This is a genomic window from Qipengyuania mesophila (assembly GCF_019711655.1).
In the GTDB taxonomy this organism is placed as follows: Bacteria; Pseudomonadota; Alphaproteobacteria; order Sphingomonadales; family Sphingomonadaceae; genus Qipengyuania; species Qipengyuania mesophila.
This window is the reverse complement of the sequence record NZ_JAIGNU010000001.1, coordinates 1,341,389-1,355,380: the sequence shown is the minus strand read 5'-3', so window position 1 is coordinate 1,355,380 and position 13,992 is coordinate 1,341,389. Positions and strand designations below refer to the sequence as shown.

Sequence of the window (13,992 nt, the reverse complement as noted above, 5' to 3'; positions counted from 1 at the left end):
TCGACAATCTGCGGCTCCCTGTCTATCCGCGCCGCGCATACGAATTCACACGGCGGCACCCTGTCGCGCCAAACTCACCTGAGGGACTGAACCGATTATGAACTTGCCCGCCGACAACCCGCTCGATCGCGTTCTCGTCATGGAGCTGGTCCGCGTGACCGAAGCGGCCGCAGTGGCTGCGTCCAAGCTGATCGGACGCGGCGACGAGAAGGCCGCGGACGCCGCAGCGGTCGAGGCGATGCGCAAGGCGTTCGACACGCTCTATATCGATGGCACGGTGGTCATCGGCGAGGGCGAGCGCGACGAGGCGCCGATGCTCTTTATCGGCGAGAAGGTCGGCGGCGCGCCGGGCAAGGGACCGAAGATCGACATCGCGCTCGACCCGCTCGAAGGGACCACCATCACCGCCAAGGCCGGACCCAACTCGCTCGCGGTGCTTGCGGCCAGCGCCGAGGGCTGCCTGCTCAACGCGCCCGATGTCTATATGGACAAGCTGGCGGTCGGCCCCGGCTATCCCGAAGGCATCATCGACCTCGCCAAGACGCCGACCGAAAACGTCAAGGCGGTGGCGGCGGCCAAGGGCGTCGAGCCGTCCGACATCATCGTCTGCGTGCTCGACCGTCCGCGCCATGCCGATCTCATCGCCGAGTTGCGCGGGCTGGGCTGTGGCGTGGTGCTGATCGGCGACGGTGACGTTGCCGGGGTGATCGCGGTGACTGACGAAAACACCACGATCGACATGTATATGGGCCAGGGCGGTGCGCCCGAGGGCGTGCTTGCGGCCGCGGCGCTGCGCTGCGTCGGCGGCCAGTTCAACGGCCGGCTGGTGTTCCGCAACGAGGACGAGAAGGCCCGCGCACGCAAATGGGGGATCGAGGATCTCGACCGAATCTACACGCGCGACGACCTGGTGAAGGGCGACTGCATCTTCGCCGCCACGGGTGTGACTTCGGGCTCGCTGCTCGACGGCGTGAAATACCTTCGCGGCGGGCGCATGACGACCGACAGCGTTGTGATGCGCGCCAGTTCGGGCACGGTGCGCTGGGTCAAGGGCGAACACCGGGCGAAGTAGGGCGAGGGGCGTCCAGTCGCCTCCGCCGAGCGCTGCCGGCGGACAGCGAGCGCGCCCCCACACTAAAGACTCCCCAAAACCCGCATCGCCATGTTGCATTCCCGTGACGCTCGGCTAGGCGGTGCGCATCGCCAGCTGACCCAGGGATTCGCCACATGAAGATCATGGCCGCCAATTCGAACCTGCCGCTCGCCCGCGCGATCGCCGGCTACCTCGAAATGCCGCTCGTCGATGCGCAGGTGCGCCGTTTCGCCGACGAGGAGATCTTCGTCGAGATCCACGAGAACGTCCGCGGCGAGGACGTCTTCGTCGTCCAGTCGACCAGCTATCCGGCGAACGACAACCTCATGGAACTGCTGATCTGCATCGATGCGCTGAAACGCGCCTCGGCGCGGCGGATCACGGCGGTGGTGCCCTATTTCGGCTATGCACGGCAGGACCGGAAACCTGGTCCGCGCACGCCGATTTCGGCCAAGCTGGTGGCGAATCTGATCACCGAGGCGGGCGCCGACCGGGTGCTTGCGGTCGATCTCCACGCCGGCCAGATCCAGGGTTTCTTCGACATCCCGACCGACAACCTCTTCGCCGCGCCGGTCATGGCTGCGGATATCCAGGCGCGCTACGGCGACCAGGACCTGATGGTCGTCAGCCCCGATGTCGGCGGCGTGGTCCGCGCGCGCGCGCTGGCCAAGCGGCTCGACAATGCCCCGCTGGCGATCGTCGACAAGCGCCGCGACCGCCCCGGCGAGAGCGAGGTGATGAACATCATCGGCGAGGTCTCGGGCCGCCACTGCATCATGATCGACGACATCGTCGATTCGGGTGGCACGCTGTGCAATGCGGCGCAGGCGCTACTCGACCAGGGCGCCGCCTCGGTCGCGGCCTACATCACCCATGGCGTGCTCTCGGGCGGCGCGGTGGCGCGGGTCGACGGCTCGGCGCTGAAGGAACTGGTGATCACCGATTCGATCCGCCCGACCGACGCGGCGAAGGATTCGGACAAGATCCGCATCCTGACCATCGCTCCCTTGATCGGCGAGGCGGTGCGCCGCATCGCCGACGAAAGCTCGGTTTCGAGCCTGTTCGACTGAGATGGCGAGTGCCGCCGATCTCGCGCTCGCGAATCGCCTGGCCGATGCGGCTGGGGCGGCGATCCGGCCACTGTTTCGCGGCGCGTGGTCGCAGGAGCAGAAGGCCGACCGCAGCTACGTGACCGAGGCCGACCGCGCGGCAGAGGCGGCGATGCGCGCGATCCTGGAGGCGGAGCGTGCTGCCGACGGCATCATCGGCGAGGAATATGGCACGCGCAACGAGGGCGCCGGTCGGCAATGGGTGCTCGACCCGATCGACGGCACCACCAGCTTCATCGCCGGACGGCCGATCTTCGGGACGCTGATCGCGCTGATGCAGGACGGCTGGCCGGTGCTGGGGGTGATCGACCAGCCGATCGCGCGCGAACGCTGGGTCGGGCGGATCGGCGAAGGCACGACCTTCAACGGCAAGCCGGTGCATGCCGCGCCGTGCAAGGACCTGACCGATGCGGTGCTGGGCACCACCACGCCGCACCAGTTCTCCGGCACCGACGTCGATGCCTTCATGGGGGTCGCCAAGGCGGTGGCCGAACGCAAGATCATCTACGGCGGCGACTGTTACAATTACGGCCTCGTCGCCTCGGGCCATGTCGACCTCGTCGTCGAAGCCAATCTCAAGCTGCATGATTTCGCCGCGCTCGTGCCCGTGGTCGAAGGCGCGGGCGGGGTCATGGCCGACTGGCAGGGCAATCCGCTCGATGCCCAGAGCGACGGGCGGGTGATCGCGCTTGGCGATGCCGCAAGGCTCGAAGACGTGCTCGAAGCTATGGGTTGAATGCCTCACCCCGTGGGCAAGTGGCAGCGGCCTGCAAATTTCTGTTGCCAGCCAACATTTCGCGTCTATCGGTCCGCGCGCCGAATTGCTCGGCATTATCTTTAGGGATCGTATTTTCATGAATAAATCGATTGTTACGCTCGCCATCGTCGGCGCGTGCATCCCCGCGGCTGCCTTTGCGCAGGATGCGGCTCCGGCGACGACTCTCGGCGGCCTGCGCGTCGAAGCCCGCGCAACCTACGAAACCCCGACCGTCAGCTCGATCGTCGAAGACGACGACGTCTACAAGCTCGGCAGCGCCTTCGCCTTCGGTGGCGAGATCGGCTATGACGCGCCGCTCGGCGACTGGACCGTCGGTCCCTATGCACAGTACGAATTCTCGACCGTCGAAAACTGCGACGGCAGCGACTGCCTGAGCGTCAAGAACTACCTCGAAGCCGGTCTCTCGGTCGGCTATTCGGTCGCCGCTTCGGGTCTGGTCTACGGCAAGATCGGCTATGGCGAGATGACGCTCGAAGCTACCGACGGGACCGACACGGTCAGCGACGGCATCGGCGGCGTGGCTTTCGCTCTCGGTTACGAACAGGGCTTCGGCAACAACTTCTACGGCCGCGTCGAAGGTGGCTATGCCGACCTCGGCCAGTACTACGGCATCAACATGCAGCGTCGCCATGCCGGCGTCGCGCTGGGCATGCGTTTCTAATACCGCGAATGCAGGATGGGGGCGCGGCGCCGCAGGGTGCCGCGCCCCTTTTGCTTTCGGACCCGCTGCCCGTCCGCAGCGTTGAGACGGGATGGATCACCCCAAAACCCTTCTCGTTACCGGCGCCGGCAACGGCATCGGCCGCGCCACTACCATGCATTTCCACGGCCTCGGCTGGCGCGTCATCGGTCTCGATAGGGATGCGGAGGCTCTGGCCGAACTGCGCGATGCGCTGCCGCGCGAGCATGCGCTGTTGCTCACCTGCAATGTCGGGCGTGAGGGCGAGGTCAACGCTGCCTTCGCGAGGATTGAAGAGTGGCTCGGCGCTGATCCGCTCGACTGCCTGGTCAACAATGCCGGGATCGCCGATCCCTATGCGGGGCCGCTCGACCAGCTCGCGCTCAAGGACTGGCAGGCGTGGATCGACGCCAGCCTGACCGCCGCCTTCCTCGTCACCCGCGCCAGCCTTCCGCTTCTGCGCCGCGCCGAGGGGGCGAGCATCGCCAATATCTCCTCGACCCGCGCGGTGATGAGCGAGCCCGAGACGTTCGCCTATGCGGCAGCGAAGGGAGGGCTCGACGCGCTGACGCATTCGCTCGCGGTCTCGCTCGGCCCGCTCATCCGCGTCAATGCGATCCGGCCGGGCTGGATCGAGACCGGCCCATGGCAGAAGTCGGGTGCGCGGACGCATCCCGAGCACAGCCCGCAGGACCGCGACCAGCATCCCGCCGGCCGGATCGGCCGCCCCGAGGATATTGCCGAGGCGGTCGCCTATCTCCACGGCGCGGGCTTCGTCACCGGGCAGCATCTCAATATCGATGGTGGCATGACCGCGAAGATGATCTACGAGCACTGACATGGCAGGGACGGGATCGCTCGAGGGGCGCATAGCGCTGGTTACCGGTGCTGCGCGCGGACTGGGTTTCGAAATCGCGCAGCGGCTCGCTGAAGAGGGCGCGCGGGTCTGGCTCAACGGCCGCGATTCGGCCTCGCTCGAGGCGGCCGCCGAACGCATCGGTCCGCGCGCGGGCGTGCTCGCATTCGATATCGCCGACGACGCGGCGAGCGAGGCCGCTTTCGCCAGCCTGGCGGAGGAGGGGCTCGACATCCTCGTCAACAATGTCGGCCAGCGCGACCGCCGTCCGCTCGCGCTGCTCCGGCGGGACGATCTCGCCGCCATGCTTGCGACCAATCTCGTCGCCCCCTTCGATCTCGCACGGCGTGCCGTCCCGCTGATGCAGGCGCGCCGATACGGGCGCATCGTCAACATCACCTCGATCGCCGCCGACATTGCGCGCGGCGACGTGCTCTATACCGCGAGCAAGGGCGGACTGGCCGCGCTCTCTCGTGCACTGGCTGCCGAACTCGGCATCACCGGCATCACCGTCAATGCGGTGGCGCCCGGCTATTTCGCCACCGAGGCCAATGCCGAGATGGCCGACGATCCCGATGTCGCGCGCCATCTCGCGCGGCGCACCTCGCTCGGCCGGTGGGGCGAACCCGACGAGATCGCCGGCGCGGTCGCCTTCCTCGCCTCGCCCGAGGCGAGCTACATCACGGGCCATACGCTGGCGGTCGATGGCGGGTACCTGACCCACTTCTGATGATCTCACTCGGGGCAGGTCGCCAGTTCGACCGGCAGCCAACCCGAGGAACGACGGCCGGTCTGCTGGTCGAAGTAATAGCGGCGCCCCTCGATGACGCGGACACAGCTGTCGGGCTCCAGCGTCAACATGCGGCTGGATTCGACCGGTCGCCGGCGAATGTTCTTATATCCCGTGGCGACGAGCAGGTTGCCGACTTCGAGGTCCTCGAGCCTCGGCCAATCTTCGTCGGGAATGCGCACGAGTGCCGTCTGGGGCGTGGCCACCGTGTCCCGCACGTCGTACCAAGTGTAGCCTTGCGGGGGATCGAGGCGGGCGAACTCGTTCATCTGCCAGGCGAAATTGGCCGGCGGGCGGGTTTGTTCGCGGCTCTGGCTGCCGCCGGTGGGGCTGGGCTGGACTTGCGGCGGGGTGTTGTCACGGGGCGCATCGGTCCGGCCCGGTCCGGGAGAGACCCCGGTCTCGCTCGGCCCCGGTCGCGGACTTTGGGTATGTATCGGATCGGGCGAAGGGCTCGGCAGCGGCGGATCGGTCCGGCAATTGTAGCGAATCCCGTCGCTAAAGCTCAGCGATAAGTCGCAGGGCCGGAACAGCACCGCGATCCCGATCATGATCAGGATGAACAGGACGCCCAAGGCAAGCAGCTTCTTGTGATCCGATCCGAATTCCATGCGTGAACCCCCGAAAAGAGGGGTAGCCGCTATGACAGGGGCAATCCAGCTTTCCCTTGCAATTCGCGGCCAACCCGCTAGACGCGCGCCCTTCACCGACACGTGATTCACCGCCGGTCTGGCCGAAAGGGCTGCCAGGGCTGGCGCGACGTGTCTCTGTAAAGGAGATGAAAATGCCCAAGCTGAAGACCAAGAGCGGTGTGAAGAAACGCTTCAAGATCACCGCAACCGGCAAGGTCAAGCATGGTGTCGCCGGCAAGCGCCACCGCCTGATCAGCCACAATGCGAAGTATATTCGCCAGAACCGCGGCACCACCGTCCTGTCGGAAGCCGACAGCAAGACGGTGAAGAAGTGGGCGCCCTACGGCCTCGACTGAGCGCGAACTAAGGAGAATACGAAATGCCTCGCATTAAACGCGGCGTCACCACGCGCCAGAAGCACAAGCGTCTATTGGATCAGGCGAAGGGCTATCGCGGCCGTCGCAAGAACACGATCCGCATCGCCCGCCAGGCCGTCGAAAAGGCCGGCCAGTACGCCTACCGCGACCGCAAGATCAAGAAGCGCAACTTCCGCGCTCTCTGGATCCAGCGCATCAATGCCGCGGTCCGCGCCGAAGGGCTCACCTATTCGCAGTTCATGCACGGCACCAAGCTGGCGGGCATCGAACTCGACCGCAAGGTCATGGCCGATCTCGCCATGAACGAAGCGGGCGCCTTCAAGGCGATCATCGAACAGGCCAAAAAGGCGCTTCCCGCCTAAGTTCCTGCTCGACAAGGCATTCTCGAAGGGCGCTCCATTAGGGGCGCCCTTTACGTATGGACACTGTTGTCGCCATCCTACAAGCGGGTATATTCCGCATCCGTAGTAGGATGAGGCAATTGATCGGACAGGACAGCATCGACGTCCGCTTTTTCGCGCCACCCGCCGATCTGGCCCCCTGCTTTACAACCTTTTACCGGCTTGAAGTGGACCTGCCGCCGGGCGAGGTGCTCGAAGACTGGCTGCAGCCCGAATGGTCCAATCTGCGGTTTTTTACCGAGAAGGGGCCATCGGCTGAACTCCCCGAAGGGGAACGGATCGATGGCGCGCGCTTCCAGGCCACCGGTCCCAGCTCTTGCCCCACGCACTTCACGCTCGGCCGTACGCGGATGTGGGGAATCGGCCTGTTTCCACTGGGTTGGGCACGCTTCATCGGCGAGGATGCCAGCGAGCATGCGAATACTGTGGTCGACGGCGAGCGATCGCCCGTCTTCAACCGCTTCGCCCCGCTGTGCGAGAAATTGTGCACCCGCGAGTATTCGGACGAACAGCAGTTCGCGATACTAACCGAGTTCTTCCGCAAGCTGGCCGATCCGCCGCGCGACCAGCGCCGGATCCAGAAGGTGCACGAGGTCATGGTGGACCCGCGCCTGTTGCAGGTCGAAGACTTCGCGCGCAAATGCGGCCTGTCGAAGCGCACGCTCGAGCGTGTCTGCGCGCGCCATTTCGGTTTTTCCCCGCGTCTTCTGCTGCGCCGCCAGAGGCTGATGCGCAGCCTCGCCGCCTTCATGCTCGAACCGCAGGCAAGCTGGTCCGACGTGATCGATCGCCACTATCACGACCAGTCGCATTTCGTGCACGAATTCCATGCCTTCATGCGCTGCACGCCCAGCGAATACGCGGCCAAGCCGCACCCGGTCATGCGTGCCTTCATGGCCGAGCGCAAACGCGTCTGGGGGTCGCCGGCTCAGACGCTGGACGATCCCAAATAGCTATCGAGTATTGCCTATCCATTTGCTAGCCGTTGTAGAGGAACGGGACGGGATGATCGCGACAGGACAGGACAGGCCGGGCTTCGAGCGGATGCTGCGGCGATGAAGCAGGGTGGTGCATCGGCCGCTGTAGCTTTGCGTTTCTTCCTGCCACCGGAGCGCCTGCGTCCTTTCGTCACTACTTTGTACCATATGGAGATCTCCGGCGCGGAAGAGCAGCCGGTGGAGGACTGGCTCCATCCGGAATGGGCGAATCTGCGCATCATCCCCGGCAGAACGGTGGAGGCCGGGATCGGCGAGACGCCGCTCGAACGCATGCCGCGCGCGGTCATCACCGGCCCAACCAGCGTCGCCACCCGGTTTCGCGCGCGCACGGGGCGGTCGTGGGGGATCGGCCTTATGCCGCTGGGCTGGGCACGGCTGACCGATGCTCCGGCCAGCGCCTATGCCGACCGCTATGCCGATGCTGAAGCCGACCCATCCTTCGCGCGCTTGCGGGCGCTCTGCGCCTGCGTCGCGTCTGAGCGGGGCGACATCATCGCGGAACGCGATGCAATGCTGAGCGAGCTCGGTGTCCTGCTCGCTCGGCCGGTGCCGCGCGAGGCGGCGATCCTGCGCGCGGAGAAGGCGCTGACCGATCCTTCGCACCATAGCGTGGCCGAACTGGCGCAAGCGCTAGGGCAGAGCCCCCGCACCACCGAACGGTTCTGCAGCCGGGTGTTCGGTTTCAGCCCCCAGCTCCTGCTGCGGCGCCAGCGCTTCGTCCGCAGCCTCGCCAAGTTCATGCTCGATCCTTCGCTGAAATGGATCGACACGCTCGACAGCCACTATCACGACCAGGCCCATTTCGTGCGCGACTTCAGACGGTTCATGACCATGCCGCCGAGCAGATACGCCAAGCTCCCGCACCCCGTCCTGGCCGCGGCCGCCCATGCGCGGATGGCGGTGGCGGGCGAGGCGATGCAGGTCTTGCAGCAACCCCGGGGAGACTAGCGCCGGTGCGGTGCGAGACCGCGCATCGCTGGGCGCCGGCGCGGCCTAGGCTCTTGCCTTTTCACACAATTAACCCGAATGTGACGAGCTATGGGGACAGCTGCGCTTCGGGTCACGGAGTATGAATCGAGTGGGTTGCGTTTGCGGTTGGTGGGGCCACCACCTGACCTCGCGCCCTATCTGTCGGCCTATTATCGCACCGACGTAGCCCCGGGGGTCGATGTCGAGGACTGGCTGCCTCCCGAAGAAGCCAATTTGCGCACGGGCGAGGCGGATATCTACGAAGCGGTGATCGGCGATGGACCGATGGTCGCGGTTCCGTCCGCGGTGCTATCGGGGCCGACCGATCGGGTCACTCGCTTGCGCATCGCTGGCGGCACGTTCTGGGGTATCGGCCTGACCCCCGCCGGCTGGGCGCGCTTCCTGCGTTGTCCGGTCAACACCATGGCCAACCGGTTCTGCGACATCGGCCAATCGGTGGCGGATCCAGCGCTGCAGGCGATGCTCGACACGCTGCGCAACGAGGGCGACGACATCGCTGCAGCAGCTGCCCTTATCACCGACACCTTTCGCGGGCTGCTCGGCGAGCCGCCCGAAGCCGACGAGACGATCCAGTCGGTCCATCTCGCACTCTTGTCCGAAGATGTCTCTTCGGTGGCCGATCTGGCCGAACTTGCGGGCATGACCTCGCGCACCTTCGAGCGCTTCTGTCCCCGCCATTTCGGTTTCACGCCGCGCGTCCTCCTCCGCCGTCAGCGTTTCCTGCGCAGCCTGGGCAAATACATGCTCGACCCCTCGATGAAATGGATCGGCTCGCTCGACACTCATTACTGGGACCAGGCGCATTTCATCCGCGATTTTCGCACCACGATGAACATGACGCCGAGCGAGTTCGCCGCGCTGCCGCATCCGATCAGCCGCGCCGCGGTGAGCGTCACCAATGCCAATGCCGGCGTGGCGATGCAGGCGCTCTACCATCCGCAGCGCCCGCCCGAATCCGATCTGGGGCTTTAGCAATCGCACTCTTGCCGCTAGGGGCTGCGGGCACAGATTCCCCGACCTTTCCAAGCCGGACAGAATGACCGATCTCGACCAACTCAAGACCGATGCGCTGACGCGGATCGAAAATGCTCCCGACGCCGCCGCTCTCGAAGCGTTGCGGATCGAATTCCTCGGCAAGCAGGGATCGATCTCGGGGCTGATGAAGACGCTCGGCAAGATGTCGCCCGAAGAGCGGCAGGTGCAAGGGCCGCTCCTCAACGGCCTGCGAACCGAAACCACCGACGCCATTGCCGCGCGCAAGGCGGTGCTGGAAGAAGCCGAACTCGAAGCGCGGCTGGCGACCGAGAGCCTCGACCTGACGCTGCCCGCGCCCGAGGCGCCGCGCGGCTCGGTCCACCCGGTCAGCCAGGTGATGGACGAGCTCGCCGAGATCTTCGCCGACATAGGCTTCTCGGTCGCCACCGGCCCCGAGATCGAGGACGACTGGCACAATTTCACCGCGCTCAACATGGCCGAAACGCATCCCGCGCGCGCGATGCACGACACCTTCTATTTCCCCGACGTCGACAGCGAAGGTCGCCGCATGCTTCTGCGCACGCATACCTCGCCGGTGCAGATCCGCTCGATGGTCGAACAGGGCGCGCCGATCCGCATAATCGCGCCGGGCCGCGTCTACCGCAGCGACAGCGACGCGACGCATACGCCGATGTTCCACCAGGTCGAAGGCCTGGTGATCGACCGCGACATCCACCTCGGCCACTTGAAGTGGACGCTCGAAACCTTCCTCAAGGCTTTCTTCGAGCGCGAGGACATCGTGCTGCGTCTGCGTCCCAGCTACTTCCCCTTCACCGAGCCTTCGGTCGAAGTCGATGTCGGATATTCGATGGATGGTACGCGTCGTTTGGTCGGGGGATCGGGCGATGACCCGGGCCATGAGTGGCTCGAGGTTCTGGGCAGCGGAATGGTCAACCGCCGCGTGATCGAATTCGCCGGTCTGGATCCGGATGAATGGCAGGGCTTTGCCTTCGGGACGGGCGTCGATCGCTTGGCGCAGCTGAAATACGGCCAAGAGGATTTGCGCGCTTTCTTCGACGGCGATCAACGCTGGATCGATCATTTCGGCTTCGACCCGCTTGACGTACCTACCCTCTCGGCTGGCGTGGGAGCAAAAGCATGAAGTTCTCGCTCGAATGGCTGAAGTACTTCCTCGAAACCGAGGCTTCGGTCGCGGAGATTGCGGCTGCGCTCAACTCAATCGGCCATGAGGTCGAGGGCATCGAAGACCCGGCCGAAAAGCTCGCCGGCTTCCGCGTCGCCAAGGTGCTGACCGCCGCTCCCCATCCCGATGCCGACAAACTGCAGGTCCTTACCGTCGATACGGGTGAAGGCGATCCGCTGCAGGTCGTCTGCGGTGCGCCCAACGCGCGTGCGGGCATGAAGGGCGTGCTCGGCCTACCCGGCGCGGTGGTCCCGGCCAACGGTATGGAACTGCGCAAGAGCGCGATCCGCGGCGTCGAATCGAACGGTATGATGTGCTCGGTGCGCGAGCTGGAACTCGGCGAAGAGCACGACGGCATCATCGAGCTGCCCGAGGACGCGCCGGTCGGAACCAGCTTCGCAGACTATAGCGACGCTTCGCCGGTCTTCGACGTCGCGATCACGCCCAACCGCCCCGATTGCATGGGCGTGCTCGGCATCGCGCGCGATCTCGCGGCGGCAGGATTGGGTAAGCTCAAGTCCCTCGATGTTCCGCAGATCGCGGGCGAGGGCGCCTGCGCGGTCGAAATCCGGACCGACGACGCCGCGGGCTGTCCGGCCTTCTATGGCCGCACCATCACGGGCATCGCCAATGGCGCTTCGCCCGAATGGATGCAGCGGCGGCTGAAGGCGGCCGGCCAGCGTCCGATCTCGGCCATCGTCGACATTACCAACTACGTGATGCTCACCTATGGTCGCCCGGCGCATGCCTACGACCTCGCCAAGCTCTCGGGCGCCGTGGTCGCGCGGCGCGCCCGCGAAGGCGAGCAGGTGCTCGCGCTCAACGAGAAGAGCTACACGCTCGACCAGAGCATGACCGTGATCGCCGACGATGCCGGCGTCCACGACATCGCCGGCATCATGGGCGGCGAACACTCGGGTGTAACCGATTCTACCACCGACGTGCTGCTCGAAGTGGCCTATTTCGACCCGGAACGGATCGGCGTGACCGGGCGCAAGCTCGGTCTTGCCTCGGATGCGCGCACGCGCTTCGAGCGCGGTGTCGACCCGGCCTTCCTCGACGATGGCCTCGCGCTGCTGACCGAACTCATCGTGACGAGCTGTGGCGGGACCCCGAGCGAGGTCGTCCGTGCGGGTGAGGCACCGGTCGCGCCCAAGGTCGTGCAGTTCGACCCTGCGTTCACCACGCACCTCGGCGGTATCGCGGTGGCCGAGGACGAGCAGCGCCGCATCCTCGAAGCGCTCGATTTCTCTGTCGGCGCCGATTGGCAGGTCACCTGTCCGCCGCGCCGTCACGACATCGAAGGCCCCGCCGACCTGGTCGAGGAAGTCGTGCGTATCCACGGTCTCGACCATGTAGAAAGCGTCGCGCTGCCGCGTGCCGAGGGCGTCGCCACGCCGACCGCCACCCCGCTCCAGCAGCTCGAACGCAAGCTCCGCCGCGCGGCGGCGGCCAGCGGATTGAACGAGGCGGTGACCTGGTCCTTCCTCCCCACCGCCGACGCCGAACATTTCGCCGATGGTGCCGAGCTGTGGGTGCTCGACAACCCGATCAGCGAGGACATGAAGGCGATGCGCCCCTCGCTGATTCCGGGCCTGCTCACTGCGGCAAAGCGCAATGCCGATCGCGGCGCGCCGGGCTCGCGCCTGTTCGAGATCGGGCGGCGCTACTTCCGCGGGAAGGGCGGCGCGAGCGACGAGAGGCCGACGCTCGGCGTGGTGCTTGCGGGCGAGAAGACGCCGCGCGGCTGGTCCAGCGGCAAACCCGCGCAATTCGATGCCTATGACGCCAAGGCCGCGGCCATGGCGCTGCTGGATGCCGCAGGCGCGCCGGTCGGCAATCTGATGGTGATGGGCGAAGCGGGCGAGCAGTTCCACCCGGGCCAGTCGGCCACGCTTCGGCTCGGGCCGAAGAACGTCCTCGCCCGTTTCGGCGCGTTGCATCCGCGGACGCTCAAGGCCTTCGATATCGACGGCCCGGTGATGGCGGTCGAGATCTTCCTCGACGCGATTCCAGCCAAGCGCGGCGGCGGTTTTGCCCGCCCCGCCTATGCTCCCCCCGCACTCCAGGCGCTGACGCGCGACTTCGCCTTCCTCGTCCCCGCGGAGCTCGCCGCTGGCGATCTCGTCAAGACGGTGCGTGGGGCGGACAAGCAGGCCGTGGTCGATGCCCGCGTGTTCGACGTCTTCGCCGGCCAGGGCGTGCCCGAGGGCAAGAAGTCGGTCGCGGTCGAAGTCGTGCTCCAGCCGGGCGACAAGAGCTTCACCGATGCCGAGATCAAGGCGATCTCGGACAAGGTAGTCGCAGCGGCAGCGAAGCAGGGTGCGGAGTTGAGGGGATGACCAAGACCGCTTTCGTTACCGGAGCCACCGCAGGCATCGGCGAAGCGACCGTCCGCACGCTGGTCGCGAGCGGCTGGCGCTGCGTTGCTACCGGGCGCCGCAAGGAACGGCTCGACGCGCTGGTCTCGGAGCTGGGTGCGGACAAGGTCCACGCTGCCTGCTTCGATGTGCGAGATAGCGAGGCGATGGATGCGGCGATCGCCGCACTTCCAGCGGAGTTCGCCGGGGTCGACCTGCTGGTGAACAATGCGGGCCTCGCGCAGGGCCTTTCCCCGGCGCAGGAAGCCGATCTCGAAAACTGGCAGACCATGATCGACACCAATGTGACGGCCATGGTGGTGCTGACCCGCAAGCTCCTGCCCGTGCTCATCGAGCGCAAGGGCGCGGTCATCGCGATCGGCTCCGTTGCCGGCAATTACATCTACCCGGGCGGCAACGTCTATGCCGGGTCGAAGGCCTTCGTGAACCACTTCACCCTCGCGCTGCGCGCCGACCTCCATGGCACCGGCGTGCGCGTGACCAGCATCGAGCCGGGCATGGTCGAGACCGAATTCACGCTCGTGCGCACCGGCAGCCAGGATGCCAGCGACGATCTCTATCGCGGGGTCGATCCGATGACCGGGCAGGACATCGCCGACATGATCAAGTGGGTCGCCGAACTGCCTCCCCACCTCAATATCAACCGGCTCGAGCCGATGCCGGTGAACCAGGACTTCGCCGGCTTTCGGGTGGCACGCAACACCTGACCCAAGCGTTCACGTCGCCCCG

General features: G+C 66.1%; 15 protein-coding genes. 14 read left to right on the top strand and 1 reads right to left on the bottom strand.

Translation table 11 applies throughout. The features are described from left to right. The first annotated feature begins 97 nt into the window (after positions 1 to 97). From glpX to K3181_RS06720, 6 genes are all read left to right on the top strand, one after another. Positions 98 to 1,072 (top strand): class II fructose-bisphosphatase, encoded by a 975-nt coding sequence (glpX, locus tag K3181_RS06745; protein ID WP_221602082.1) that lies wholly within the window; start codon positions 98 to 100, stop codon positions 1,070 to 1,072. Between the two features lie 155 nt (positions 1,073 to 1,227). Beyond that, entirely contained in the window at positions 1,228 to 2,163 is a 936-nt protein-coding gene (locus K3181_RS06740) for a ribose-phosphate pyrophosphokinase (RefSeq protein ID WP_221602081.1), read from the top strand. A gap of 1 nt (position 2,164) precedes the next feature. Then, the gene (locus K3181_RS06735; RefSeq protein ID WP_221602078.1) at positions 2,165 to 2,938 is read left to right on the top strand and encodes an inositol monophosphatase family protein; all 774 of its coding nucleotides are present in this window, start codon (positions 2,165 to 2,167) and stop codon (positions 2,936 to 2,938) included. Between the two features lie 118 nt (positions 2,939 to 3,056). Continuing rightward, complete coding sequence (locus K3181_RS06730) at positions 3,057 to 3,641, top strand: outer membrane protein (protein ID WP_221602076.1); 585 nt, start codon at positions 3,057 to 3,059, stop codon at positions 3,639 to 3,641. A 91-nt stretch (positions 3,642 to 3,732) separates the two neighbouring features. After that, a complete protein-coding gene (locus K3181_RS06725) occupies positions 3,733 to 4,497 on the top strand; it encodes an SDR family NAD(P)-dependent oxidoreductase (protein ID WP_221602074.1) in 765 nt (254 codons plus the stop codon). A 1-nt stretch (position 4,498) separates the two neighbouring features. Next, complete coding sequence (locus K3181_RS06720; protein WP_221602064.1) at positions 4,499 to 5,245, top strand: SDR family oxidoreductase; 747 nt, start codon at positions 4,499 to 4,501, stop codon at positions 5,243 to 5,245. Positions 5,246 to 5,250: 5 nt separating this feature from the next. Here K3181_RS06720 and K3181_RS06715 read toward each other — a convergent pair whose 3' ends face one another. Continuing rightward, entirely contained in the window at positions 5,251 to 5,916 is a 666-nt protein-coding gene (locus K3181_RS06715; protein WP_221602054.1) for a hypothetical protein, read from the bottom strand. Positions 5,917 to 6,089: 173 nt separating this feature from the next. On the opposite strand from K3181_RS06715, the gene rpmI reads away from it, so the two are divergent. The 8 genes from rpmI to K3181_RS06675 all read left to right on the top strand — a co-directional run bounded on the left by rpmI (position 6,090) and on the right by K3181_RS06675 (position 13,970). Then, positions 6,090 to 6,293, top strand: a complete 204-nt coding sequence (gene rpmI, locus K3181_RS06710) for a 50S ribosomal protein L35 (protein WP_067693021.1) — start codon at positions 6,090 to 6,092, stop codon at positions 6,291 to 6,293. 23 nt (positions 6,294 to 6,316) lie between these two features. Beyond that, the gene (gene rplT, locus K3181_RS06705; protein WP_221602052.1) at positions 6,317 to 6,676 is read left to right on the top strand and encodes a 50S ribosomal protein L20; all 360 of its coding nucleotides are present in this window, start codon (positions 6,317 to 6,319) and stop codon (positions 6,674 to 6,676) included. A gap of 119 nt (positions 6,677 to 6,795) precedes the next feature. Further along, positions 6,796 to 7,668 carry a helix-turn-helix domain-containing protein gene (locus tag K3181_RS06700; RefSeq protein WP_425594537.1) on the top strand — a complete coding sequence of 291 codons (873 nt, stop codon included), beginning with the start codon at positions 6,796 to 6,798 and terminating at the stop codon, positions 7,666 to 7,668. A 192-nt stretch (positions 7,669 to 7,860) separates the two neighbouring features. Beyond that, positions 7,861 to 8,661 (top strand): helix-turn-helix domain-containing protein, encoded by an 801-nt coding sequence (locus tag K3181_RS06695; RefSeq protein WP_247714886.1) that lies wholly within the window; start codon positions 7,861 to 7,863, stop codon positions 8,659 to 8,661. 150 nt (positions 8,662 to 8,811) lie between these two features. Then, positions 8,812 to 9,675, top strand: coding sequence for a helix-turn-helix domain-containing protein (locus tag K3181_RS15795; protein WP_221602046.1), 864 nt, complete (start codon positions 8,812 to 8,814; stop codon positions 9,673 to 9,675). A 64-nt stretch (positions 9,676 to 9,739) separates the two neighbouring features. Continuing rightward, positions 9,740 to 10,840, top strand: coding sequence for a phenylalanine--tRNA ligase subunit alpha (gene pheS, locus K3181_RS06685; protein WP_221602044.1), 1,101 nt, complete (start codon positions 9,740 to 9,742; stop codon positions 10,838 to 10,840). Next, positions 10,837 to 13,224 carry a phenylalanine--tRNA ligase subunit beta gene (gene pheT, locus K3181_RS06680; RefSeq protein WP_221602042.1) on the top strand — a complete coding sequence of 796 codons (2,388 nt, stop codon included), beginning with the start codon at positions 10,837 to 10,839 and terminating at the stop codon, positions 13,222 to 13,224. The genes pheS and pheT overlap by 4 nt, the downstream gene beginning before the upstream one ends. Then, on the top strand, positions 13,221 to 13,970 hold the full coding sequence (locus K3181_RS06675; protein WP_221602040.1) for an SDR family NAD(P)-dependent oxidoreductase: 750 nt from the start codon (positions 13,221 to 13,223) through the stop codon (positions 13,968 to 13,970). Before pheT ends, K3181_RS06675 begins: the two co-directional genes overlap by 4 nt. The last annotated feature ends 22 nt before the right edge of the window (positions 13,971 to 13,992 follow it).

Excerpts from the sequence above, each read along its gene's own strand:
- rpmI (WP_067693021.1), top strand. The coding sequence starts at position 6,090 with ATGCCCAAGCTGAAGACCAAGAGCGGTGTGAAGAAACGCTTCAAGATC.
- K3181_RS06695 (WP_247714886.1), top strand. The coding sequence starts at position 7,861 with ATGGAGATCTCCGGCGCGGAAGAGCAGCCGGTGGAGGACTGGCTCCAT.
- K3181_RS06675 (WP_221602040.1), top strand. The coding sequence starts at position 13,221 with ATGACCAAGACCGCTTTCGTTACCGGAGCCACCGCAGGCATCGGCGAA.
- rplT (WP_221602052.1), top strand. The coding sequence starts at position 6,317 with ATGCCTCGCATTAAACGCGGCGTCACCACGCGCCAGAAGCACAAGCGT.
- glpX (WP_221602082.1), top strand. The coding sequence starts at position 98 with ATGAACTTGCCCGCCGACAACCCGCTCGATCGCGTTCTCGTCATGGAG.
- pheT (WP_221602042.1), top strand. The coding sequence starts at position 10,837 with ATGAAGTTCTCGCTCGAATGGCTGAAGTACTTCCTCGAAACCGAGGCT.
- K3181_RS06735 (WP_221602078.1), top strand. The coding sequence starts at position 2,165 with ATGGCGAGTGCCGCCGATCTCGCGCTCGCGAATCGCCTGGCCGATGCG.
- K3181_RS06740 (WP_221602081.1), top strand. The coding sequence starts at position 1,228 with ATGAAGATCATGGCCGCCAATTCGAACCTGCCGCTCGCCCGCGCGATC.
- K3181_RS06730 (WP_221602076.1), top strand. The coding sequence starts at position 3,057 with ATGAATAAATCGATTGTTACGCTCGCCATCGTCGGCGCGTGCATCCCC.
- K3181_RS06715 (WP_221602054.1), bottom strand. The coding sequence starts at position 5,916 with ATGGAATTCGGATCGGATCACAAGAAGCTGCTTGCCTTGGGCGTCCTG.
- K3181_RS06725 (WP_221602074.1), top strand. The coding sequence starts at position 3,733 with ATGGATCACCCCAAAACCCTTCTCGTTACCGGCGCCGGCAACGGCATC.
- K3181_RS06720 (WP_221602064.1), top strand. The coding sequence starts at position 4,499 with ATGGCAGGGACGGGATCGCTCGAGGGGCGCATAGCGCTGGTTACCGGT.
- pheS (WP_221602044.1), top strand. The coding sequence starts at position 9,740 with ATGACCGATCTCGACCAACTCAAGACCGATGCGCTGACGCGGATCGAA.